General features: G+C 60.7%; 19 protein-coding genes. 8 read left to right on the top strand and 11 right to left on the bottom strand.

The features are described from left to right. Positions 1 to 1275, bottom strand: a complete 1275-nt coding sequence (locus JTY93_RS27125) for a type II toxin-antitoxin system HipA family toxin (RefSeq protein ID WP_205476423.1) — start codon at positions 1273 to 1275, stop codon at positions 1 to 3. Positions 1276 to 1616: 341 nt separating this feature from the next. On the opposite strand from JTY93_RS27125, the gene JTY93_RS27130 reads away from it, so the two are divergent. After that, a complete protein-coding gene (locus JTY93_RS27130) occupies positions 1617 to 2885 on the top strand; it encodes an autotransporter outer membrane beta-barrel domain-containing protein (protein ID WP_205476392.1) in 1269 nt (422 codons plus the stop codon). A gap of 67 nt (positions 2886 to 2952) precedes the next feature. On the opposite strand, the gene oadA is transcribed toward JTY93_RS27130, so the two are convergent. Continuing rightward, positions 2953 to 4761, bottom strand: coding sequence for a sodium-extruding oxaloacetate decarboxylase subunit alpha (gene oadA, locus JTY93_RS27135; RefSeq protein ID WP_205476393.1), 1809 nt, complete (start codon positions 4759 to 4761; stop codon positions 2953 to 2955). A gap of 11 nt (positions 4762 to 4772) precedes the next feature. Next, positions 4773 to 6188: an acetyl-CoA carboxylase biotin carboxylase subunit gene (locus JTY93_RS27140; protein WP_029290035.1), complete on the bottom strand. Its 1416-nt coding sequence runs from the start codon at positions 6186 to 6188 to the stop codon at positions 4773 to 4775. A 195-nt stretch (positions 6189 to 6383) separates the two neighbouring features. Between JTY93_RS27140 and JTY93_RS27145 the strand changes: the two genes are divergently transcribed. Further along, on the top strand, positions 6384 to 7358 hold the full coding sequence (locus JTY93_RS27145; RefSeq protein WP_029290038.1) for a LysR family transcriptional regulator: 975 nt from the start codon (positions 6384 to 6386) through the stop codon (positions 7356 to 7358). Here JTY93_RS27145 and JTY93_RS29525 read toward each other — a convergent pair. From JTY93_RS29525 to JTY93_RS27155, 3 genes are all read right to left on the bottom strand, one after another. Next, on the bottom strand, positions 7288 to 7485 hold the full coding sequence (locus tag JTY93_RS29525) for a PA3496 family putative envelope integrity protein (RefSeq protein ID WP_240344233.1): 198 nt from the start codon (positions 7483 to 7485) through the stop codon (positions 7288 to 7290). The genes JTY93_RS27145 and JTY93_RS29525 overlap by 71 nt on opposite strands. A 309-nt stretch (positions 7486 to 7794) precedes the next feature. Further along, positions 7795 to 8661 (bottom strand): transcriptional regulator HexR, encoded by an 867-nt coding sequence (hexR, locus tag JTY93_RS27150; protein WP_029290040.1) that lies wholly within the window; start codon positions 8659 to 8661, stop codon positions 7795 to 7797. Positions 8662 to 8814: 153 nt separating this feature from the next. Continuing rightward, the gene (locus JTY93_RS27155) at positions 8815 to 11697 is read right to left on the bottom strand and encodes a GGDEF domain-containing phosphodiesterase (protein WP_205476394.1); all 2883 of its coding nucleotides are present in this window, start codon (positions 11695 to 11697) and stop codon (positions 8815 to 8817) included. Between the two features lie 281 nt (positions 11698 to 11978). Between JTY93_RS27155 and uvrD the strand changes: the two genes are divergently transcribed. The 4 genes from uvrD (at position 11979) to JTY93_RS27175 (ending at position 16037) form a co-directional block, all read left to right on the top strand. Beyond that, positions 11979 to 14162, top strand: a complete 2184-nt coding sequence (gene uvrD / locus JTY93_RS27160; RefSeq protein ID WP_169990897.1) for a DNA helicase II — start codon at positions 11979 to 11981, stop codon at positions 14160 to 14162. A gap of 244 nt (positions 14163 to 14406) precedes the next feature. Then, complete coding sequence (locus tag JTY93_RS27165) at positions 14407 to 15282, top strand: Tim44 domain-containing protein (protein WP_169990895.1); 876 nt, start codon at positions 14407 to 14409, stop codon at positions 15280 to 15282. Beyond that, positions 15249 to 15530, top strand: coding sequence for a surface lipoprotein assembly modifier (locus tag JTY93_RS27170; RefSeq protein WP_240344234.1), 282 nt, complete (start codon positions 15249 to 15251; stop codon positions 15528 to 15530). The genes JTY93_RS27165 and JTY93_RS27170 overlap by 34 nt, the downstream gene beginning before the upstream one ends. 99 nt (positions 15531 to 15629) lie before the next feature. Further along, entirely contained in the window at positions 15630 to 16037 is a 408-nt protein-coding gene (locus JTY93_RS27175; protein ID WP_169990893.1) for an SMI1/KNR4 family protein, read from the top strand. An 87-nt stretch (positions 16038 to 16124) separates the two neighbouring features. Here JTY93_RS27175 and JTY93_RS27180 read toward each other — a convergent pair whose 3' ends face one another. After that, the gene (locus JTY93_RS27180) at positions 16125 to 17888 is read right to left on the bottom strand and encodes a cation:proton antiporter (RefSeq protein WP_205476395.1); all 1764 of its coding nucleotides are present in this window, start codon (positions 17886 to 17888) and stop codon (positions 16125 to 16127) included. 293 nt (positions 17889 to 18181) lie between these two features. On the opposite strand from JTY93_RS27180, the gene JTY93_RS27185 reads away from it, so the two are divergent. Next, positions 18182 to 18664, top strand: coding sequence for an acyl-CoA thioesterase (locus JTY93_RS27185; RefSeq protein ID WP_029290061.1), 483 nt, complete (start codon positions 18182 to 18184; stop codon positions 18662 to 18664). Between the two features lie 116 nt (positions 18665 to 18780). Here the strand turns inward: JTY93_RS27185 and pdxY are convergent, their stop codons facing one another. Further along, complete coding sequence (pdxY, locus tag JTY93_RS27190; protein ID WP_205476396.1) at positions 18781 to 19653, bottom strand: pyridoxal kinase PdxY; 873 nt, start codon at positions 19651 to 19653, stop codon at positions 18781 to 18783. Positions 19654 to 19769: 116 nt separating this feature from the next. Between pdxY and JTY93_RS27195 the strand changes: the two genes are divergently transcribed. Next, positions 19770 to 20162: a DUF3301 domain-containing protein gene (locus JTY93_RS27195; RefSeq protein ID WP_029290064.1), complete on the top strand. Its 393-nt coding sequence runs from the start codon at positions 19770 to 19772 to the stop codon at positions 20160 to 20162. Here JTY93_RS27195 and JTY93_RS27200 read toward each other — a convergent pair. From JTY93_RS27200 to zigA, 3 genes are read right to left on the bottom strand one after another with little or no spacing between them, the layout of a single operon-like run. Continuing rightward, positions 20156 to 21118: a CobW family GTP-binding protein gene (locus JTY93_RS27200; protein WP_205476397.1), complete on the bottom strand. Its 963-nt coding sequence runs from the start codon at positions 21116 to 21118 to the stop codon at positions 20156 to 20158. The two genes, JTY93_RS27195 and JTY93_RS27200, sit on opposite strands and share 7 nt — an antisense overlap. 45 nt (positions 21119 to 21163) lie before the next feature. After that, positions 21164 to 21808 (bottom strand): DUF1826 domain-containing protein, encoded by a 645-nt coding sequence (locus JTY93_RS27205; RefSeq protein WP_205476398.1) that lies wholly within the window; start codon positions 21806 to 21808, stop codon positions 21164 to 21166. Continuing rightward, a complete protein-coding gene (gene zigA, locus JTY93_RS27210; RefSeq protein ID WP_205476399.1) occupies positions 21808 to 23016 on the bottom strand; it encodes a zinc metallochaperone GTPase ZigA in 1209 nt (402 codons plus the stop codon). The genes JTY93_RS27205 and zigA overlap by 1 nt, the downstream gene beginning before the upstream one ends. Between the last annotated feature and the right edge of the window lie 20 nt (positions 23017 to 23036).

The raw sequence follows: 23036 nt of genomic DNA on the forward strand, positions 1-23036 counted from the left end.
TCATCGCAGCCCCCATTGCTGTAGACGTTGATCCAGTTTGCCGAGCGCGATCGCGGGGTGCTTCCAGGTTTCCTGGGGCAAACCACTGTCCACCAGGATGTCCGGCAACGCCCGCAAGTGTTCGGCGTCGGCGCGTAACCGTTCAAAGGCTTGTTGCGGATCGACCAGGCCGTCCAGTGCGCTGCATACTCCTTGCCAGTCAATTTCACCGGCCACTTCCAGGCCCCTGGGCCACTTGGTGGTGCGGGTGATGCCCTCAGTATCCATGACCATGGGGGCCAAGTCATAAATCGGCGCCAGACGCATGGAGCCACGCTCGCGGATAATCGAAGTGTTACGCCCGTGGTTATCTGAGTTGCCGAGGATTTTGTTGAGCAAGTCACGCCGCAAATACTCGGCGACCAAATCCGCAACGCCGTGCCCCTGACCGACCTGTCGCCAGTGTTCGGCAAGCATCTGCACGACCTCCAGATGATCCATATAACTGCCCGGCGTAATAACCCCCGCCAGTGAATAGATCGACTCGACGGCCAGCCGCTCGACGCCCGCTGGCGTGACATTACGGTCAAAACGCTGCATCCACAGGCTGGGTTTGTGCGCCTCTTCCAACGCCAGCCCTTGGGCGGCGACGGTTTCGATACCCAGCGCCTGGAGCGCCTTGTAGTAGTGAAATTCGCTCCTGAGGATCGCTTGGTCGTTGAGGGTCGCGCCATTGCGGGCAAACTTGATAAACCAGTGTTGGGCGACCTCGGCGTCGGGAAGAACAGCGTCCGGATAGAGCCGGCCGTCGCGATTCTCGGCCATCAACAACTTCGGCGCTTCGCCGCCCGCCCCGGTCGCGCCACCAATGGCTTCGCCTTGCTCATAGGCATATTCCAGGAAGCCATTGTCGCGACTGACCACATCGTGACGGCTGAAGCCCACGGCGGGCCTGACACCCAATGCCTCGACGGACTCCTTGATCCGCAGGTTGCCAATAGGCGACGGTGTGCAAAGGCCCAGTAGAAACAAATCGACGCTGACATCGTCCGGCTTGTCGGCGCCTACTCGCTGCATCAGGAAGCGTTTCGCCGCACCCGCCGGTGCAATGTCATGCAGGAAGGCGGGAGCCGCCTTGAGGAAGGTGACATCCCAACCCAGAGGAAACCGTCCACTCACCGCAGAACAAAAACCTTGTTCAATGTCGCCCAGGTGTTCAACGAGATAGTCCTGCCGATAGTGAAACCGACAGGGTCCATCAAAACCTATTTGAGGCTCGGAAAACTCCAGCCGCATTGCGTCGTGCCAGTGGCCGGCATTAAAGATTTGCAACATCAGGGAGTAAATGGTTTCCGTTGGCAATTTAATGCACCTTCGCCGAGTGAGACGGACTTGATTACGCAATATAGTGCATACATGGCCTACAGGCTTGCTCTATTTACGCAATAAAATGCATTCATTGCGTTTTAATTGGATTAGAAATGCAATTAAATGCAAATGAGGCCACCTACGTTAAACATGCGCGCATTCGGCCCAGACTAGAGACATCTCCCGCGCACTACGCATACCGCCGCTGACAGTTATACGCTCGCCGCCTCGCTAAATTCCCGGCCTCACATATCAGAGGCTGGGACCTTATGCCCTACACATCCACGCGACTTGCCCTTGTCATCACCTTCGCGCTGAACACCATCAGCATTCCCATGGCCACAGCACGCGGGGATATGGAGCCGCCCAGCGACAGCGCGCGGGAACGCCCCGACCCCGCTACTGCCTTTTACTTTGCCGATCACGCCACCACCAGCAACGGCCGCAGCGTAGCCCGGGTGCTGGACAACGCCGTGGATCGGTTGATTGAGTCGGACTGGATGAGCGATCGGGATCTGGACCTGATCGCTCATGACGAGGAATATTTCAACGACCTGGCCCCCGGCAGGATAGGCGCGGTGCTTGAACAACTGGCCGCCAGCCAGAATGCCAACCTGGGCAGCGCCACCCAGAACAGCTTGGTCCCGCTGCACGCCAGCCTGCTGGCGGCCATGCGCGAGGGGAGCGGCGATGCCCCTGGGCGTTTCTGGTTCCAGGGCCTGGGCAGCGGCGCCAGCCTGGGTGGGCAGCACGGCAGCGCCGGCCTGCAACAACGTAACCGAGGCCTGGTGCTGGGTGCCGATTGGGCGGTAGACCATGCCTGGCGCGTGGGCGTCATGGGCGCAAAATCCACCAGCGACCTGAGTGCCAAACGCTTCAAGGCCGGGCTGGACAGCTGGCACCTGGGGGCTTACGCGATGCGCGACGACGGGCCGCTGGCGCTGCGCCTGGCAGCAATCCATAGCAGCCACGCAGGCCAGAACAAACGCAGTGTCGATTTTGATTTCATCGACCATCGCGAGCAGCTCAAGGGCAAGTACACCGCGCAAAGCCAGACTATTTTCAGCGAGCTGGGCTATCGCGTGGACCACGGCAGTTTCACCGTCGAGCCGTTCGCCGGCGTAGGCTATCAGCGCTATCACCGCGAACGTTTCAAGGAAAAAGGCGGGCTTAGCGCCCTCAACGTCGGCGAGCAAACGCAACAGAATCTGAGCACCACCTTCGGCCTGCGCATGAGCAGCCTCTATGCGCTGGATAACCAGATGAGCCTTAAGCCTTACGTCAGTGCGAGCTGGAAGCATCTGTACGGCGATGTTGGCAGCAGCGTGCGCCAGTCCTCCGCGTGGGCGGATAAGAACGATTTCAACAGCGACTTCACCATCCAGGGCACCTCCCTGAACCGTGACAGCCTGGCGTTGCAGGCCGGGCTGGGGCTGGCGGTCTCGGCCACGCAGAGCGTCGGCGTGACCTACACCGGCGACCTAGGCGCCCGCAGTACCAGCCAGGCGGTCATGGGGCAATGGACCCTGACCTTCTAAATTGTGCGCAAAAAAAGGGGGGCACATGCCCCCCCGAGGATTAAGCGGTAATGTCGGAGGCTGTGTATCAGCCTTCGATTTCGATCAGGATTTCACCCGGGTTGACCCGGTCGCCCTTGACCACATGAACGGCGCTGACCTTGCCGGCGATGGCCGCCTGCACTTCGGTCTCCATCTTCATCGCTTCGGTGATCAGCACGGCCTGGCCGGCCTTGACCACGTCGCCTTCCTTGACCAGTACATCCACGATATTGCCCGGCATCGCCGTGCTCACATGACCTGGCGCGCTGGCCTGCTTGCGCTTGCTGGTGCCGCCGCCGACGAATTCGTTGAGCGGTTCGAACACCACTTCTTCCGGCATGCCGTCGATGGACAGGTAGAAGTGGCGCTTGCCTTCGGCCTTGACGCCGACACCGGTGATATCGACGCGGTAGCTCTCGCCGTGCACGTCGATGACGAACTCGGTCGGCACGCCTTCACCGCCCGCACGGGCCACGCCGCCGGCTTCAGGGATTGGCAACAGCACTTCAGGGGACAAGGTGCCGGCATCACGCTCTTCGAGGAACTTGCGTCCGATATCGGGGAACATGGCGTAGGTCAGCACGTCTTCTTCAGACTTGGCCAGCGCGCCGATTTCGCCACGCAACTTGGTCATTTCCGGCTTGAGCAGGTCGGCCGGGCGCACGTCGATCACGTCTTCGCTGCCGATCGCCTGGCGCCGCAGTTTCTCGTCAACGGTACCCGGCGCCTTGCCGTAGCCGCCTTGCAGGTAGAGCTTCACTTCGTTGGTGATGGTTTTGTAGCGCTCGCCGGCCAGCACGTTGAAGAACGCCTGGGTGCCGACAATCTGCGAGGTTGGCGTCACCAGCGGTGGGAAGCCGAGGTCTTCACGCACCCGTGGGATTTCGGCCAGCACTTCGCTCATGCGGTTGAGGGCGCCCTGCTCTTTCAATTGGTTGGCCAGGTTGGAAATCATCCCGCCCGGTACCTGGTTGACTTGCACACGGGTGTCGACGGCGGTGAATTCGCTTTCGAACTGGTGGTACTTCTTACGCACGGCGTAGAAGTACAGGCCGATTTCCTGCAGCAGTTCCAGGTCCAGGCCGGTGTCGAATTCGCTGCCTTTGAGGGCGGCGACCATCGACTCGGTGCCCGGGTGACTGGTGCCCCAGGCGAAGCTGGAGATGGCGGTGTCGATATGGTCGGCACCGTTTTCGATGGCCTTGAGTTGGCACATCGCGGCCAGACCAGCGGTGTCATGGGAGTGGATAAAGATCGGCAGGCTTTGCTCGGCCTTCAGCGCCTTGACCAGTTCGCCGGTGGCGTACGGGGTCAGCAGGCCGGCCATGTCCTTGATCGCCACCGAGTCGCAACCCATGGCTTCCATTTGCTTGGCCTGGGCCACGAACGCCTCGATGGTGTGCACCGGGCTGGTGGTGTAGGCGATGGTGCCCTGGGCGTGCTTGCCCGCCGCTTTCACCGCTTCGATGGCCACACGCAGGTTACGCACGTCGTTCATGGCGTCGAAGATGCGGAACACGTCGATGCCATTCACAGCGGCCTTGGCGACGAAGGCCTTGACCACATCGTCGCTGTAGTGGCGGTAGCCCAGCAGGTTCTGGCCACGCAGGAGCATTTGCAGGCGAGTGTTAGGCAACGCGGCGCGCAGTTTGCGCAGGCGCTCCCACGGGTCTTCTTTCAAGAAACGCACGCAGGCGTCAAAGGTCGCGCCGCCCCAGACTTCCAGGGACCAGTAGCCGACTTTGTCGAGCTTGTCGCAGATCGGCAGCATGTCGTCAGTGCGCATGCGGGTCGCCAGCAACGATTGGTGGGCGTCGCGCAGGATGGTGTCGGTTACGAAGATTTTCTTAGACATTGGAATGTTCCTCACAGGCCTGCGTGGGCGGCAATGGCGGCGGCGATGGCCAGGGCCAGCTCTTCGGGTTTGCGCTTGATCGAGTAGTTGGTCAGCTCAGGATGGCTTTCCACAAAACTGGTGTTGAACTGGCCGCTGCGGAATTCCGGATTGCGCAGGATTTCCTGGTAGTAGGCGGCGGTGGTCTTCACGCCTTGCAGGCGCATGTCGTCCAGGGCACGCAGGCCGCGGTCCATGGCTTCTTCCCAGGTCAACGCCCACACCACCAGTTTCAGGCACATGGAGTCGTAGAACGGCGGGATGGTGTAGCCGGTGTAGATCGCCGTATCAGTCCGCACACCAGGCCCGCCGGGGGCGTAGTAACGGGTGATCTTGCCGAAGCTGGGCAGGAAGTTGTTCTTCGGGTCTTCGGCGTTGATGCGGAACTGCAACGCAAAGCCACGGTGCTGGATATCTTCCTGTTTTACCGACAGCGGCAGGCCGGACGCGATGCGGATCTGCTCGCGGACAATGTCGATCCCGGTGATTTCTTCGGTGATGGTGTGTTCCACCTGCACCCGGGTGTTCATCTCCATGAAGTACACCTCGCCCTCGGCGAGCAGGAACTCCACGGTGCCGGCGTTCTCGTAGCCCACGGCCTTGGCCGCGCGCACTGACAGGTCGCCGATATAGGCGCGCTGCTCGGGGGTCAGTTGCGGGCTTGGGGCAATTTCGATGAGCTTCTGGTTACGGCGCTGGATCGAGCAGTCGCGCTCGAACAGATGCACCACGTTGCCAAAGCTGTCGCCGAGGATCTGCGCCTCGATGTGCTTGGGATTGACGATGCATTTTTCCAGAAACACTTCCGCCGAGCCGAAGGCCTTGGTGGCCTCGGAGATCACGCGGGGGAAGGCTTGCTCAAGTTCTTCACGGCTGTTGCAGCGACGAATGCCGCGCCCGCCACCACCGGAGGTGGCCTTGAGCATCACCGGGTAACCGATGCGGTCACCTTCGGTCAGCGCTTCGGCGATGTCGGCAACGTTGCCTTCGGTGCCGGGAGTGACCGGTACACCCGCCTTGATCATGCTGCGGCGCGCTTCGGTCTTGTCGCCCATGCGGCGAATCACTTCGGCCGATGGACCAATGAATTTGATACCGCGTTCGGCACAGATATCCGCCAGCTCGGCGTTTTCCGACAGGAAGCCATAGCCGGGGTGCAATGCGTCGCAGCCGGTTTCCACCGCCAGGTTCACCAGCTTGCGCGGGTTCAAGTAACCGGCCAGGGGCTCGGCACCAATGCTGTGGGCCTCGTCGGCGCGTTTGACGTGCAAGGCATGCCGGTCTGCGTCGGAATAGACCGCCACCGAACGAATACCCATTTCGGCACAAGCCCGCACGATGCGGACGGCAATCTCACCACGGTTGGCGATCAGGATCTTTGTTATCACTTGGAAATTCCCTTGAGCCGATTGCTGCGTTCATCGACCTGCTAGACCAGGTCGGCGCGTGACCAAATGTTTCAAGTCAGTCGCGAGACACACACTATGCGCACTTAAGGATTAACAAAAATCAATAATTATTGGGTTGTGTATAAGTAAAGACTTATAGTTGATCGCACAAACCCCGGCGAGCCCTTTTGAATTATGCGTAAGTCATTGATGCGTATGACATTACGTCAATTGCAGATCTTCAATGAAGTCTGCGATTTACGTTCCTACAGCCGCGCTGCCGAAGAAATGTCCCTCACCCAACCGGCAGTCAGCCTACAAATTCGCCAGCTCGAAGAGCTGGTCGGCCAGCCACTGTTCGATTACGTGGGCAAAAAGCTCTACATGACCGAAGCCGCCGAAGCCCTGCAACGGGCCAGCCGGGATATTTTCGGGCGCCTGGAAAACCTCGATATGCAGCTCTCGGACATGCAGGGCTCGCTGCAGGGGCAATTGAAGCTGGCGGTGGAGTCCAGCGCCAAATACTTCGTGCCGCACTTGTTCGCCGCCTTCAAGCGCCAGCATCCGGAGGTGCAGTTGCACCTCACGGTGGTCAACCGCGCCCAGGTAATCCGCCGGCTGTCGGACAACCGTGATGACCTGGTGATCATGTCCATGGTGCCCCAGGACATGGGCCTGGAATTCCTGCCGTTTCTCAATAACCCGATTGTGGCGGTGGCCCCACCGGACCATCCCCTGAGCCTGCAAGGACCGCTACGCCTGCAAGACCTGGAGCCTTATACGCTGCTGCTGCGCGAGCCGGGTTCCGGAACACGCCTGGCCTGCGAGGAATACTTCAAGGAAAAGCGCGTGCACTTCACCCAGACGGTGGAAGTGGCCTCGGCCGAGGCACAGCGCGAGTGCGTGGTGGCAGGGTTGGGGGTGGCGCTGTTGACGCGCCACGCCCTGAACCTGGAACTGGCCACCGGCGGGCTCAAGGAGCTGCCGGTGGAAGAGCTGCCGCTGTACCGCAGTTGGTGCCTGGTGCAGGCCAAGGCCAAGCGCCTGTCACCGGTGGCCCATGCGTTCCTGGGCTTTATTCGCAGTGAACGGGTGCAGATCAGCGCCCTGGCTGAACGCTTCGCTGGGCAGCCGCGGGTGCCTGCCAGTGCAACTCCGGGTAGTCACTGATGCTCTGTAGCAGTTGACGCTGCTCGCAGCGATCTTCAATTGCACGGCGGAACGCCATGCGGCGCTGGTCTTCCTGCTGACGACGGGTCTTGACGGTGCTGGTGCTGTCTTCGTAGGGCCGGGCCATTTCGAGTCTCCCAATGCGAGTACGGGGAGTTCAGGATGGGCGCGGGGGATGACGGTTTGGCGGCGCGGGGGTTACAGGACGATGAATACTGACCTGTGGTAAGCGGGCTTGTTGTGATGAAAAGGTTTGTTGTGGCGAGCGGGCTTGCCCCGCGCTGGGCTGCGTAGCAGCCCCAAAACCAGGCAACCAGGGATGTCTGATACACCTCATTGTTCTTGAATAGGGCTGCTTCGCAGCCCAGCGCGGGGCAAGCCCGCTCGCCACAACAAGCCCACTCAGCTCAACGGGCACGTTTGCCAGGGGTTCGAGTCAGTCGTCGAGCGCTTTGACGGACTTGGGCGACAACCGCAGGCTGCGCAAGCTGCGCTTGACGCTCTTGAGGTGGTTGACCAGGCTCGGGCCACGCGCCATTGCCACGCCCATCGCCAGCACGTCGATCACCACCAGGTGGGCGATGCGCGAGGTCAGCGGGGTGTAGATCTCGGTGTCTTCGTGCACATCGATCGCCAGGTTGACCGTGGACAGTTCCGCCAAGGGCGTCTGGCTCGGGCACAGGGTGATCAGCGAAGCGCCGCTCTCACGCACCAGGTTGGCAGTGATCAGCAGGTCCTTGGAGCGGCCCGACTGGGAAATACAGATCGCCACGTCGGTGGGCTTCAACGTCACCGCCGACATCGCCTGCATGTGCGGGTCGCTGTAGGCCGCCGCCGTCAGCAGCAACCGGAAGAATTTGTGCTGGGCATCCGCCGCCACCGCGCCGGACGCACCAAAGCCATAGAATTCCACACGCTGGGCCTGGGACATGGCGGTCACGGCTTTTTGCAGCTCGATCGGGTCGAGCTTCTCCCGCACTTCCATCAGGGTGTGCAGGGTGGTGTCGAAAATTTTCAGGCTGTAGTCGGCGACGGAGTCGTCTTCGTGAATCGCGAACTGGCCGAAGCTGGCACCGGCCGCCAGGCTCTGGGCCAATTTCAGCTTCAAGTCCTGGAACCCCGAGCAACCGATGGCGCGGCAGAAGCGCACGATGGTCGGCTCGCTGATGCCCACGCTGTGGGCCAGGTCAGCCATGGAACTGTGCATCACGGCCGCAGGGTCAAGCAGCACGTGATCGGCAACCTTGAGTTCCGATTTGCGTAACAGGTGGCGCGACTGGGCGATATGTTGCAACAGGTTCAAAGGGCAGGACTCTTGTTATTGGCAGACGCCAGGGATGTAGCAAGCTTGTAGTTATACTACAAGAATTGTTGATTTGCCCGTTCGATGCATCACTAAATCGCCCTACTGCCCCCTGAATCAGCGGGCATATGCCATGTAGCACCTGATGGCGCCTCACTGGCAGTCAGGAAAATCTGCATTTCTTCGTAACAAATCCGCCAACCCTTCGGCCTCGATCGGCCGACTGATCAAATAGCCCTGCACTTCATCGCAGTTTTCGGCACGCAGGAAATCCAACTGCTGCTGATCCTCCACGCCCTCGGCGACCACTTTGAGTGCCAGGCCATGGGCCATGGCGATGATCGCCCGAGTAATCGCCAGGTCTTCGCGCCCCTGGCCCAGGCCCCGAATAAAGGTCTGGTCGATCTTCACGTAATCCACAGGGATGCGCTTGAGGTAACTGAGGGACGAATAGCCCGTGCCAAAGTCGTCAATGGCCAGCTTCACCCCCAGGTCGCGCAACTGCTGGAAGGTGGCGATGATGTGCTCGACGCTGTCGAGCAGTTGGCTTTCGGTGAGTTCCAACTCCAAGTACTGGGGGGCCAGCCCGGTTTCGTCCAGCACCTGGCGCACCAGACTGACCAATTTGCCTTGGCGCAACTGGTGCACCGACAGGTTGACCGACACGCGGATCGGCGCCAGGCCCTGACGCTGCCATTCACACGCCTGCCAGCAGGCCTGACGCAACACGAATTCGCCCAACGGCACGATCAACCCGGTTTCTTCTGCCAACCCGATGAAATCACCGGGCGGCACACTGCCCCATTGCGGGTGGTCCCACCGCACCAGTGCCTCGGCAGCGTTCATCTTGCCGGTGGCCAGGCACAGCTTGGGTTGATAGAACACCTTCAATTGGCGCTCATCGATAGCCTTGCGCAGTTGGTTTTCCAGCTGCAGACGCTCAAGGGTGCTGGCCTGCAGACTGTCGGTGTAGAACTGGAAGTTATTGCCGCCCAAATGTTTGGCGTGCTGCATGGCCATGTTCGATTGGCTGACCAGTGCGGAAATTTCCCGCGCGTTATCCGGCAACAGGCTGACACCGATTGAGGCACTGACCACCAATTCATGCCCCTCCACTGCCACCGGCACCCGCAGCTTGGCCAGCAGTCGGGTGGCCACGCGCGCCAGGCTCGACAAGCTGCCATAAGCGTCGAACAACACCGCGAATTCGTCGCCGGACAAGCGCGCAATGGTGTCGGCCTCCGGTAATGCGTTGATCAGGCGCCGCGCCATTTTTTGCAGCAACTGGTCGGCGACCTCATGACCCAGGCTGTCATTGAGCAGCTTGAAGCGGTCCAGGTTGATATGCAGCAACGCCAGGCTGCGGCCGCCCTGGCGCACCCGTTGATGGGCTTCGCGCAGGCGCTCGCGGAACAGCGAGCGGTTGGCCAAGCCGGTCAGTTCGTCGTAATGGGTGAGGTAGCGCATGCGCTCCTCGGACTCGCGGCGCGCCGACAGATCGGCGAAGAAGCCCACTATATGACTGACATTTCCCCGAACATCACGCACCACGCTCAGTTGCAGCCATTGCGGGTACAACTCGCCGTTCTTGCGCGCCTCTACCAGTTCGCCCTGCCAACTGCCGTGGCTCAACAAGGCCTGGCGAATCACCGGGAAGTGTCGGCGCGCATCGCGGCTGCACGGCAATTCCACGACGTTGCGCCCGAGCATGTCGTCGATATCAAAGCCGGTGACGCGGCTGAAGGCCTGGTTGACCGCAATCAGCACATATTCCGGGTCCAGGATCACAATGCCTTCGCTGGCCGCCTCGAACACCGTGGACGCCAGCCGCAACTGCTCCTCCACCGCCTTGCCGGCGCTGATATCGCGCCGAGTACCGAGCATGCGCGTCACACGTCCACTGGCGGTACGCTCCACGGCCCGCCCGCGATCTTCGATCCACACCCAGCGCCCGTCACCGTGGCGCACGCGGTACTCCACCTGATAGTCCTCGCTGCGACCTTTCAGGTGCTCCACCAATGCGCGCTTGAGCAGTGGCAAGTCGTCCGGGTGCAGGCGCGGCTTGAGATCGCGCAGCATCGCCGTGACGTACTCCGGCTCCAGGCCGAACAGTTCCTTGAGCTGAGTGTGATGGACTTCATCGGTTTGCAGGTTCCAGTCCCACAAGCCCAGTTCACTGGCCTGCAAGGCCATGGCCAGGCGCGCCTCGCTTTTGCTCAAGGCGAGGCTGGCGGCGTCCAGTTGCTGGCCACGCTGTTCGACACGGTGTTGCAGGCCGACTTGGGCCTCGCGCAACTCCTGCTCGACTTGGCGCCGCTGCTCGACCTCGCGCACCAGGTCCTGATTCAACTGCTCGCTGCGCTGGCGGGCCTGCTGCAGGTGCTCGATCAGGGCCTGGTTCTGGAAACGCCGCAGCAAACCACGCTGGGTCAGACGATTGACCTGCCATGCCACCAGGCTCAAGGACGCCAGCAGGATCAGGCCCAGGTAACTCCAACCCTGCAATTGCGGTTCGCCGCTGCACAATAGATAGAGGATGGTGGGGACCAGGCAGGGCAAGGCAAACGACAAAAACGCCGGCATGCTCACCGCGTAGGCCACGCTGGCCGATAAGGTGGCCGCGCCAATCAGGCCAAACACCCAGGCCTGCAGCACGAAGCTGTCCAGTGGCACCAGGGCTATGGCCGCGCTCGCCAGGGTCAGGCCACTGGCCGCCGAGCCCAGCATGAACATCCGTCGCCAGATCGGCTGCGCCTGTCGGCTGGGCAAGGCGCTGTCGAAGGCCGCCACCTGGATCACGCGCAACGCCACCAGGGCCAGCAACCACACCAGCCAACTGCCGACCAGCACATAGCGCTGCGGGCTCCAGAGCAACCAGGCGCAGACCAGACCGTTAATCAGCATCAATAAGGTGGGCAGCAACGAACCTTGGTACAGCAGACGCGTGCGCTCGACCGCCATCTCCATGGCGTAGTGCTTGCGGACAACCTGCGCCGGCGCGAGAGAAGGTCCAGGCAGGTCAGTGCTGAGGGTCATAGGCAGTGTTCTTATAATGGTGAGCCCGAAACGTCGACGGAGCATACACAAGCAGGCGTGCAGACCAAACTGCTCTGGGTCATAAAAATCCGCGAATAAACCCGCGCAAACCTTTGGCCCAGAGGGGCTGAACAAGACAGGACGCGGGCTGCAGGCGATGACTTACCGGTCATCCTTGCAGATCGATTATGTGCCGATTGAAGAGCGCCGATGTTTTTTTGTGCCGACCATCCGGCAATGGGATTTGCCCCCCCCTTCCCCCGGCCCCCTAGAATGCGCCGATGCGCGATGATCTCTCCCTTTTGCTGAACTCCCTCAACGATGCCCAACGCCAGGCCGTAGCAGCCCCCGTTGGCCGTCAGTTGGTCCTGGCCGGTGCTGGCTCCGGTAAAACCCGAGTGCTGGTGCACCGTATCGCCTGGTTGATCCAGGTCGAGAACGCGTCCCCACATTCCATCCTGTCGGTGACCTTCACCAACAAGGCCGCTGCCGAGATGCGCCACCGCATCGAGCAGTTGATGGGCATCAGCCCGGCCGGGATGTGGGTCGGCACCTTCCACGGCCTGGCGCACCGCTTGCTGCGGGCCCACTGGCAGGAAGCGGGCCTGGCCCAGACCTTCCAGATTCTCGACAGCGATGACCAGCAACGCTTGGTCAAGCGGGTGATCCGCGAGCTAGGCCTGGATGAACAACGCTGGCCGGTGCGCCAGGCCCAATGGTTTATCAACGGCCAGAAAGACGAAGGCCTGCGCCCGCAACATATACAGGCCAGTGGTGATCTGTTCCTGGCCACCATGCGCAGCATTTATGAAGCCTATGAAGTGGCCTGCCAGCGTGCCGGGGTCATCGACTTCTCCGAACTGCTGCTGCGGGCTCTAGACCTGTGGCGCGATAACCCGGGTTTGCTGGCCCATTACCAGAAGCGCTTCCGGCACATTCTGGTGGATGAGTTCCAGGACACCAACGCCGTACAGTACGCCTGGTTGCGCCTGCTGGCCAAGGGCGGCGACAGCCTGATGGTGGTGGGTGACGACGATCAGTCGATCTACGGCTGGCGCGGCGCGAAAATCGAGAACATCTACCAGTATTCCGACGACTTCCCGGATGCCGAGACCATTCGCCTGGAGCAGAACTATCGCTCCACGGCGGGCATTCTCAAGGCCGCCAACGCCTTGATCGCCAATAACACCGGGCGCCTGGGCAAGGAATTGTGGACCGATGGCGGCGAAGGCGAGGCGATCAACCTGTACGCGGCCTTCAACGAGCACGACGAAGCACGCTACGTGGTGGAAACCATTGAAAGCGCCCTGAAAACCGGGCTGGCCCGCAGCGATATCGCCATTCTGTACCGCTCCAACGCCCAGTCGCGGGTGCTCGAAGAGGCCTTGCTGCGCGAGCGTATCCCGTACCGCATCTATGGCGGCCAGCGCTTCTTCGAACGCGCAGAAATCAAGAACGCCATGGCCTACCTGCGTTTGCTGGAAGGGCGCGGCAACGACGCGGCGCTGGAACGGGTGATCAACGTACCGGCACGGGGCATCGGCGAGAAAACCGTCGAGGCGATCCGCGAGCATGCGCGTCACAGCGATGTGTCGATGTGGGAAGCCATGCGCCTGTTGATCGCCAATAAAGGCCTGACAGGCCGCGCTGCCGGGGCGTTGGGTGGGTTTGTGGAGTTGATCGACAACCTCGCCGCCAAGTGCCTGGAAATGCCGCTGCACCTGATGACCCAGACGGTGATCGAGCAGTCCGGCCTGATCGCTTATCACGAAGCGGAAAAAGGCGAGAAAGGCCAGGCCCGGGTAGAAAACCTTGAGGAACTGGTCAGCGCCGCCCGCGCTTTCGAGAACAGCGAGGAGGATGCCGACCTGTCGCCACTGGCAGCGTTCCTCGGCCACGCGTCTCTGGAAGCCGGCGATACCCAGGCCGACGAACACGAAGACAGCGTGCAGTTGATGACGCTGCACAGTGCCAAGGGCCTGGAGTTCCCCTACGTGTTCCTGGTGGGCATGGAAGAAGGACTGTTCCCTCACAAGATGAGCCTGGAAGAGCCCGGCCGCCTTGAGGAAGAACGCCGCCTGGCCTACGTTGGCATTACTCGGGCGATGCAGAACCTGGTGATGACCTACGCCGAGACTCGTCGCCTGTATGGTAGCGAGACCTACAACAAGGTGTCGCGTTTCGTACGGGAAGTGCCGAAGGGGCTGATTCAGGAAGTGCGCTTGTCCAATAGCGTCAGCCGGCCGTTCGGCGGGGGCCAGCAGCAGAACTCCAGCAGTATGTTTGCCGGTTCGGAAATTCCCGAAACTCCGTTCAGCCTTGGCCAGCAGGTCAGACATGCGATCTTTGGCGAAGGGGTGATCCTCAACTTCGAAGGCGCCGGGGCCCAGGCCCGGGTGCAGGTGAACTTCGCTGAAGGCAGCAAGTGGCTGATGATGGGTTACGCCAAGCTTGAAGCGGTCTAAAGCCTGCCCTGTGTAGGAGCGGGCTTACTCGCGAGGATCGTCAACGATAACGCGGGCATTCTGAATGAGCGTGGTGTCTTGGGTTTTTTCGCGAGCAAGCTCGCTCCTACACTGTGTAGGAATACCTCCTACGGAGCATTCGGATCAGGCCTTACGCAAAAGCCCGAAACATTATGTCGCTAGCCACTGTCAGTACACCTGTGCAACATGGCGCGCGTGCAATCCACAAATGGGAATTCCCTTTATGAAACGTTTTCTTAGCATCGCCATGGCGTTGTGCATCGGCCTGACGATGAGCCTCGACGCCAACGCCAAACGCTTCGGTGGCGGTAAAAGCTCCGGCGCAGCGCCGAGCCACCAGACCAGCCAAATGGCCCCAGCCGCTGGCGGCATGGGCGGAGCGGCAGCCACCGCGGGTGCAGCCGGTGCCGCGGGCGCTGCTGCCAAGGCCGGCGGTGCTTCACGCTGGTTGGGCCCTCTGGCCGGTATCGCCGCCGGCGGCCTGCTCGCTTCCATGTTCATGGGCGGCGGCTTCCAGGGCATGCAGATCTTCGACATCCTGATCATGGCGGTCATCGCCTTTGTGATCTTCCGCTTTATCGCCGCCCGTCGCCGCAAGCAGCAGGAGCACCTGGCTCCAGCCGGCGCGCCGATGCAGCGTGAAGTGTTCGAGCAAAAGCCTGCCATGGGTTCGATCTTTGGCGGTTCGGCGGCACCTGCTGCTGCCGCTCGTCCGGTAATCAATGCGCCAGCCTGGTTCAACGAAGAACGTTTCGTCGAAGCGGCCCGCAACCACTTCCAGTCCCTGCAGCAACACTGGGACGCCAACGAAATGGACAAGATCGCCGAGTTCGTGACCCCGCAATTGCTGGAGTTCCTCAAGCGCGAACGTGCCGAACTGGGTGACGGCTTCCAGTCGACCTACATCGACGACCTGCGTGTGCAGCTTGAAGGTGTGGATGATCGCGCTGACAAGACCATCGCCACCCTGACCTTCAGTGGTACGTCGAAGACTTCGCGCTTCGACCAGGGCGAAGTGTTCAGCGAAAGCTGGAACATGGAACGTCCACAAGGCGAAAACCAGCCTTGGCTGGTCGCCGGTATCCGCCAGAACGGCTGATCCGCAAAGGCCTACAGCCTGCTGTAACGAACACCCCGGTCTTGTGCAGTGCTTTAAGAAGCCTGCACAGCCGGGGTGTTTTTTTGCCGGCGGAAAAATCGGCATGCTGCGTATTGCTCAGCCGCAAAGCCTGGCTGGATGTGGTGCCCAGCCTGACGGTCAAGTACAACAAGGTCGTCAGCAATGTTGACTGGCTTTATTCCTACGACAAAAACAGCATCAGCCTAAAGCTGGAAAGGCAGTTTTAACCGGCTTCACCGGGTTTTCTATTTCGCGGTTGCACTTATAGCGAGCTACTGTATAAAACGCCCCTATAAACCGCGCCATCTAGCATGAGGATCCCGGCCGTGGAAGAAGTTATCGAACAATTGCGTGAAGCCAACGAACCGGTACCGGTTCCTCTGGAACTGCCCGACGAAGACCAGTTGGTGGAAGTCGAAGAACAGCTGTTTATCAACATCCCGTTTGTGTTCAAGGAATTCCTGCTGACCGTCAGCGATGTGGTGTATGGCAGCCTGGAGCCTGTGACCATCACCGACCCCCAGTCCCACACTTATCTGCCGGAAGTCGCAGCCAATGCCTGGGATATGGGCGTGCCTCGCGAGCTGATCCCGATTTGCCAGGACGGTGACGATTACTACTGCGTTGAAGAAGACGGCACGGTGGTGCTGTGGTCCGGCGAAGAAGAGCTGGTCACCGAAGAGTCCTGGGAATCGGTGTGGCACTGGGCGCGGGATGTGTGGCTGGAAAGCTGATGTCACAAAACCTGCGGATTGCCCGGATACCCTTGTAGGAGCCGGCAAGCCCGCTCCTACAGTAAATCGTTCGGCAAATGATCGGGGTCAGTGCTCCGGTGTGTCCTTGTGATTATCCAGGGTCTCCAGCAAGGCCACTTGCATGCGCGTATGGATGCGGATAAACCAACGCCAGAGCACTGCGGCCACCGCAGCCGCGACCACGGCAATCAACACCAGCAACTTGTTGGTCGGTAGGATACTGGCCGACAAGGCTGCCAATAGCAGGAAGATCACCAGCAGCGAGAGAATCGGGATCAGCTCGGAAATCACTCGTCGTACGCGCTGGGTATGACGTCCGGCCATTTCCGGCTTTACGCTCATCTCCGCCAGCAACATCGACAGCGCCTTGAGCTTGCGATACGCGGCGATCAAAAATGGCAGCGACAGCAACAACGCACCGCCCCAGATCAATGCCTTCTGCCAACTCGGATCACTGATCCAGCCTTCCAGATACCCACCAATACGTGCCGCGAAGAAGCTGCCGGTAAAGAAAATCGCTACCACCAGTGCCAGGTTCACCCCTACCTGCAGGATGATCTTGCGAATCATCGACGCCAGCATCGCGCCTTCGCCTTGGGGCGAAATACTGCGCAGCCATTCGCCATACATGCCAAACACCCGGCTCAGGCGCTGCGGCATCACCGCCGCGATCTTCAATGATAACGGGTCGGCACCACGAATCAGGTATGGCGTCAGCAACGTAGTGATGGCCGAAACGGCCACCGCCACCGGGTAAAGAAAGTCGCTGGTGACCTGCAAGGTCATCCCCAACGCCGCAATGATGAAAGAGAATTCGCCAATTTGTGACAGGCCCATCCCGACTCGCAATGAGGTCCGGCCGTCATTACCGGCGATAAACGCACCAAGGCCACAGGACAGCATCTTGCCCAGCACCACGGCTACGGTAATCACCGCAATCGGCCAGGCGTATTGCAGCAGGATCTGTGGGTCGATCATCAAGCCGATCGCCACGAAGAAAATCGCGCTGAACATGTCGCGAACCGGCTCGATCAGGCGCTCGATTTTCAGCAACTGCCGGGATTCGGCCATGATCGCGCCGATCAGGAAGGCGCCCAGCACCATGCTGTATTCGAGCTTGACCACTAGCAGGCAAAAACCGAAACACAGGCCCAGGACGGTGATCAACAGCATCTCGTTGCTTTCGAATTTGGCCACGTAGGCCAGCAGCCGAGGCACCAGCAGAATGCCGATCACCAGGGCCACGATCATGAACAGCGAGAGCTTGCCCACCGTGGAAAACACCTCGCCGGAGCTGACCGTGCCGCTGACGGCGATGCTCGACAACAAGGCGATGATGCCGATGCCCAGGATGTCTTCGACGATCAGCACGCCAAAGATCAGTTGGGCAAAGCGCTGGTTTTTCATCTTCAGGTCGTTGAGCGCCTTGACGATGATGGTGGTCGAGGAAATTGCCAGGATCGCGCCGAGGAACAGTGAGTCCATGGTGTTCCAGTCGAACCATTGACCAATTTCGTAGCCAATCCAGATCATCAGGATGATTTCGAGGAAGGCCGCGATAAACGCCGTGGCGCCGACCTTGAACAGCTTGCGCAGGCTGAACTCCAGGCCCAGGCAGAACATCAGGAAGATCACCCCCAGCTCGGCCAGGGTCTTGATGGTGTCTTCATCGTGGATCAGGCCGAACGGCGGCGTGTGCGGGCCAATGATGAAGCCGGCGACGATGTAACCCAGGACGACCGGCTGCTTGAGACGATGGAACAGGATAGTCACCACCCCTGCCACGAGCATGATCACGGCCAAGTCCTGTATAAAGCTGATGGCGTGCATGGCGAGGGGCTCCTTGAGGGTACTGGCACTGTCCCGATTTCCACGCGGCCGCTACCACGGCGCGCAATGTGCGGAAGGAAAAGTCGGCCTTAATCGTAAGAAATACCCTTGAAATGGGCTTTTCCAAGGGTAACACCGCGACTTCCGGCAGAAAGCCGGTGCAATATATGGAAACAGATCGTCTCGGCCGTGACGGCAAACCCCGTCCCGGCGTCCCGTAAGGGATGGCGCTGTAATGAATCCAGCATCCGCAGAGGTGCCCCCCAACCAATGCCTACAACCGTGAGTGTGCTATGGAACCCGGAAACGCCCAGCTGTCGATGACGGTATTGATGACCCCTGACATGGCCAACTTCTCAGGTAATGTCCACGGCGGCACCCTGCTCAAGTACCTCGACGAAGTGGCCTACGCCTGCGCCAGCCGTTATGCCGGCCGCTATGTAGTCACGCTGTCGGTGGACCAGGTAATTTTTCGCGAGCCGATCCATGTCGGCGAACTGGTGACGTTCCTGGCGTCGGTCAATTACACCGGCAACACCTCGATGGAAGTGGGGATCAAGGTCGTCACCGAGAACATCCGCGAGCGTTCGGTGCGCCATACCAACAGTTGTTTCTTCACCATGGTCGCGGTCGACGATGACCGCAAACCGGCCGCCGTTCCCGCGTTGCAGCCACAGAACAGTGAAGACAAGCGTCGGTTTATCCAGGGCAAACAGCGCCGGCAGATTCGCCAGGAGCTGGAGAAGCGCTACCAAGAGATCAAGGCCGACGTGTAAACCCAATCGAAATGTGGGAGCGGGCTTGCTCGCGAAGACGGTGTACCAGTCAGCACATGTATTGACTGATACACCGTCTTCGCGAGCAAGCCCGCTCCCACATTGGGTTGGTGGTGTCAGAGGCTGATCGGCGTGGCTTCGAAACGTACGCGCGGATGGGCGATGCGGTCCTGGGCCCGCACCAGTTCCAACTCGTAACTGGCGCACGCTTGGGTTTCCAGCAGGACTTCGTGAACAGCCGCCGCGGTGAACTCAAAGGCCGCCAGCAGGCTGTCGCCCAGCAGCACCCGCGCCAGGAACAGGCCCGAAGTCAGGTCACCCACCCCCACCGGCTGGCGCGGAAAGGCCAGCAATGGCCGACGCAGGTGCCAACTGCCTTCGGCAGTCACCAGTAGCATCTCGAAACCGTCCGCCAACTTGCCCGGGTAATCCAGGTGCTTGACCAGCACCGCTTTGGGTCCTCGCGCCAGCAGGGCTCGCGCCATCCCCAGGCAATCGAACAGCGACTGCGGTTTACGCCCGGAGAAACTGTCCAGCTCCAACTGGTTGGGGCACAGGAAGTCGGCCATGGCCACCGCTTCGTCCAGCAGAAAATCACTGACTTCCTGGGGCACGATACAGCCTTTTTCCGGATGGCCCATCACCGGGTCACACAGATACAGCGCCTTGGGATTGATCGCCTTGATACGTGCTACACCGGTCAGGATCGCCCGGCCCTGGGCGGCGCGGCCCAGGTAGCCGGACAGCACTGCATCGCAGTTGCCCAGTTCGCCAATCGCCGCGATCCCCTCTACCAGCGCAGGAATTTGCTGCGGCGCCAACACTTCTCCCGCCCACTGGCCATACTGGGTATGGTTGGAGAACTGCACGGTGTTGAGCGGCCAGACATTCACCCCGACCCGCTGCATGGGAAACACGGCGGCGCTGTTGCCGGCATGGCCAAAGACCACATGGGACTGGATCGCAAGCAGATGAGGCGTACGTTTCATGCAGGGGACTTCCGTAAAACCGTTAAATTCTGGCCGCGCAGTATGCGACTAAAAGCAGCCTGTACGACAGACCGGAGACACAGTTAAGCTGGCCTTACTTTGTTGGAGCAAATCGCATGCTGACCCTGGGAAATATTTTTGTGCTGATGCTGCTGGCGGCGGCTGCCGCCTGGGTGTGGCACAACCACGGCCTGCGCGAGCGCGCGCTGGAGAGGGTCAAACAGCATTGCGCCAAGCTCGATATCGAACTGCTCGACGGCGCCGTGGCCTTGAAACGCATCGGTTTCGTCAAGGACGCCAATGGCCGTCGACGTTTGGCGCGGGTCTACAACTTCGAGTTCACGGTGACCGGCGAAGCCCGCCATCCCGGGACCATCACCCAGTTTGGTGCCCACAGTGCGCAGATCGAACTGGCGCCCTACCCGTTTGAAATCAAGACGCCACCGCCCAGTGCCGAAGTGATTGAACTGAGCCAGTGGCGCCAGGAGCACAGCAAGACCCGTCACTGACGGCAGTTGGCCAAGGCTGTCTGCAGCATGGCAGCGTCGTGTTCCTCATTGAAAATCAACTCGATACGCGAGTCTCGACGCCATTCGCTGGGCTGCCAGGTGAGCGTGGAGTTATCCACAGCGTTGGCCGAGACCCAGCCATCGGCGCTGTGGATAACCAATTTGGCGCGCTGCCAGCCCAGGCTCTCTAGCCATTGCCGGACTTTGCAGGTGTCGAACTGCTGACTCGGATGCCAGCGCCAACCGATGCTCCACGCACCCGCCTGGGCCTGGTGCAGGCAAATCGGTACGCAGGGATCGTTCCAGACAGCCTGGAGCTGCCCCAGCCCCTTGGGTGTCTCGAAGCTATCCACAGCCATCCCCGCCTGAGCATCAAGCCCCGGCAGCCGGGCCAATGGCAGTTGCGCCTGTCGGGTCCAGAAAACCTCGCAAGCCGGCAGCGACCTTTCAATCTCACTGCGTTGTGCGGCATCCAACCCTTCATCCTTGTTCAGCACCAGCAGCCCGGCACTGGCCAGAGCTTCACGCTGGGACTCGGGTAACGGCCTGCCCGCCGCCAAAGCCTGGACGTCGAGTACCAGCACACAAGGCTGGACGGCCAGCACGGTTTGCCAGGGCGCCTGGCGCAACTGCGCAAGCAATTGCGCCGGATGGCCAAGCCCAGAGGGCTCGATAAACAGCCGGTCAGGCTTGGCCTTACGCAACAATCGACCCAGGCCGACCTGGAACGGCGCGCCATTCACGCAACACAAGCAGCCGCCAGCCACCTCACCGAGGGCAATGCCGTCGTCATCCTGGGTCAGCAGCGCGGCATCCAGGCCAATCTGCCCGAACTCATTGATCAACACCGCCCAGCGTTCGTGGGGCGGGCGCTGGGCGAGCAGGTGCTTGATCAGGCTCGTCTTGCCCGCGCCCAATGGCCCGGCAATTACATGGGTGGGAATATTTTGCAGCATGCTGGGCATCATTCTGACCGTGTAGAGAGCCTTGATCCTACCCGGTTATGCCAGCCAATCCAGGGTCAGAATCAGCCGTCGCTCGTTGGGGGCCAACGCCGGCGAGCGATGAATCAAGCCGTAGCCTTCATTGCCACGCCACTTTTCGCCCTTGAGCAGGGCGACTTCACCACAGTGGATCTGCTCGATGCGCTCACTGGGTTGCGCATCTGCCTGGCTCAACTGGCGACGGTCCATCACCCCTTCGCGCAGCCACTGACTACCGATGCCGGCATAGGTTGTGATCAAGCGCACTGGCACATGATCGACATGAAAACGCGGGCACATGGCCTTGTCCAGCAGCCTCAGCCGCACGCCAATGCGCTTGGCCCCCAACAGACAGGCAAAGGCGCTGACCAGCCATGCCACATCGGCGATAAACCCGTCGTAACCTTCAAGATCACGACAGCCTGCGGCCAGGCCCAGCAAGTTGGGCTCAGCCTCTTCGCTGTCCAACTCCACCACCAGCGATTCAGCAAGCGGCTCGTTCAGCGAGACCAGCAAGGCGCCAAACTCGGCGATATGCAGTGGCAACTGGCGCTGCCACAGCGCCAGGTTCACACCATTGTCGAGGATGTCGGCCAGCGCCAGCGGGGTTTGCCCACGGGTCTGGCGAATGACCGGACGCAGTTGAATCACAGGTGCCAGCATCAGGCGGCTGCCTCCTCGTGCCAAGGGCCAAAAGGATCGACCAGCAGGCGCCAACCTTCGACGCCCAGAGCCATTTCATCGTCGGTCAGCAGGCACCCATCCAGTTCGGTGCGCAGTTGCGCAAAATCGATGTTCTGCCCGATAAACACCAGTTCCTGGCGGCAGTCGCCGGTGCTCAGTTGCCAGTTACCCATGATCGCCGCGACGCTTTCCTGGTCCTCGGGCCATTGGCTCTTGGGCACAAAACGCCACCAGCGACCGGCAAAACCATGGCGCATCAGGCCACCGGCCTGGGACCAACTGCCGGCGTCGCGGTGCTTGCTGGCCAGCCAGAAAAAACCCTTGGAGCGCAGCAGCTTGCCGTTGCTCCACGGGCGATCGATAAAGTCGTAAAAGCGCTGGGGATGAAATGGCCGGCGCGCCCGGTAAGCCGTGGAGGCGATGCCATATTCCTCCGTCTCCGGCACATGTTCGCCACGCAGTTCCTGCAACCAGCCAGGCGCCTGGGCCGCGCGCTCAAAGTCAAAACGCCCGGTATTGAGGATCTCGGCCAGCGGCACCTCGCCCATCACCATGGGAATGATGCGTGCCTGGGCATTCAGGCGTTCCAGGATGGCCACCAGTTCTTCACGTTCGTGGCTGCTGATCAGGTCGATCTTGCTGATAAGGATGACGTCGGCAAACTCGATCTGTTCGATCAGCAGGTCGGTGATGGAGCGCTCATCGTCCTCGCCCAGGGTTTCGCCCCGGGACGCCAGGCTTTCAGCGGCCTGATAATCGAGCAGGAAGTTCATGCCGTCCACCACAGTGACCATAGTGTCGAGCCGTGCAACATCCGCCAGGCTCTGGCCGTTTTCATCGCGAAAGGTGAACGTTTCCGCCACCGGCAGCGGCTCGGAAATGCCGGTGGATTCGATCAGCAGGTAATCAAACCGCCCTTCCCTGGCGAGCTTTCCTACCTCGACCAGCAAATCTTCGCGCAAGGTGCAGCAGATGCAGCCGTTGCTCATCTCCACCAGTTTTTCTTCGGCGCGATTGAGGCTGACGTCGCGCTGGACTGCGGCCCCGTCGATGTTGATTTCGCTCATATCGTTGACGATCACCGCCACCCGCAGGTTTTCGCGGTTGCGCAGGACGTAATTGAGCAGCGTGCTTTTACCGGCACCGAGAAATCCGGACAGCACGGTAACGGGTAGTCGGTCGGTCATCAGGTGTTCCTCATCAGGTT

Origin of the sequence: Pseudomonas hygromyciniae (assembly GCF_016925675.1) — a bacterium.
Taxonomy (GTDB): domain Bacteria; phylum Pseudomonadota; class Gammaproteobacteria; order Pseudomonadales; family Pseudomonadaceae; genus Aquipseudomonas; species Aquipseudomonas hygromyciniae.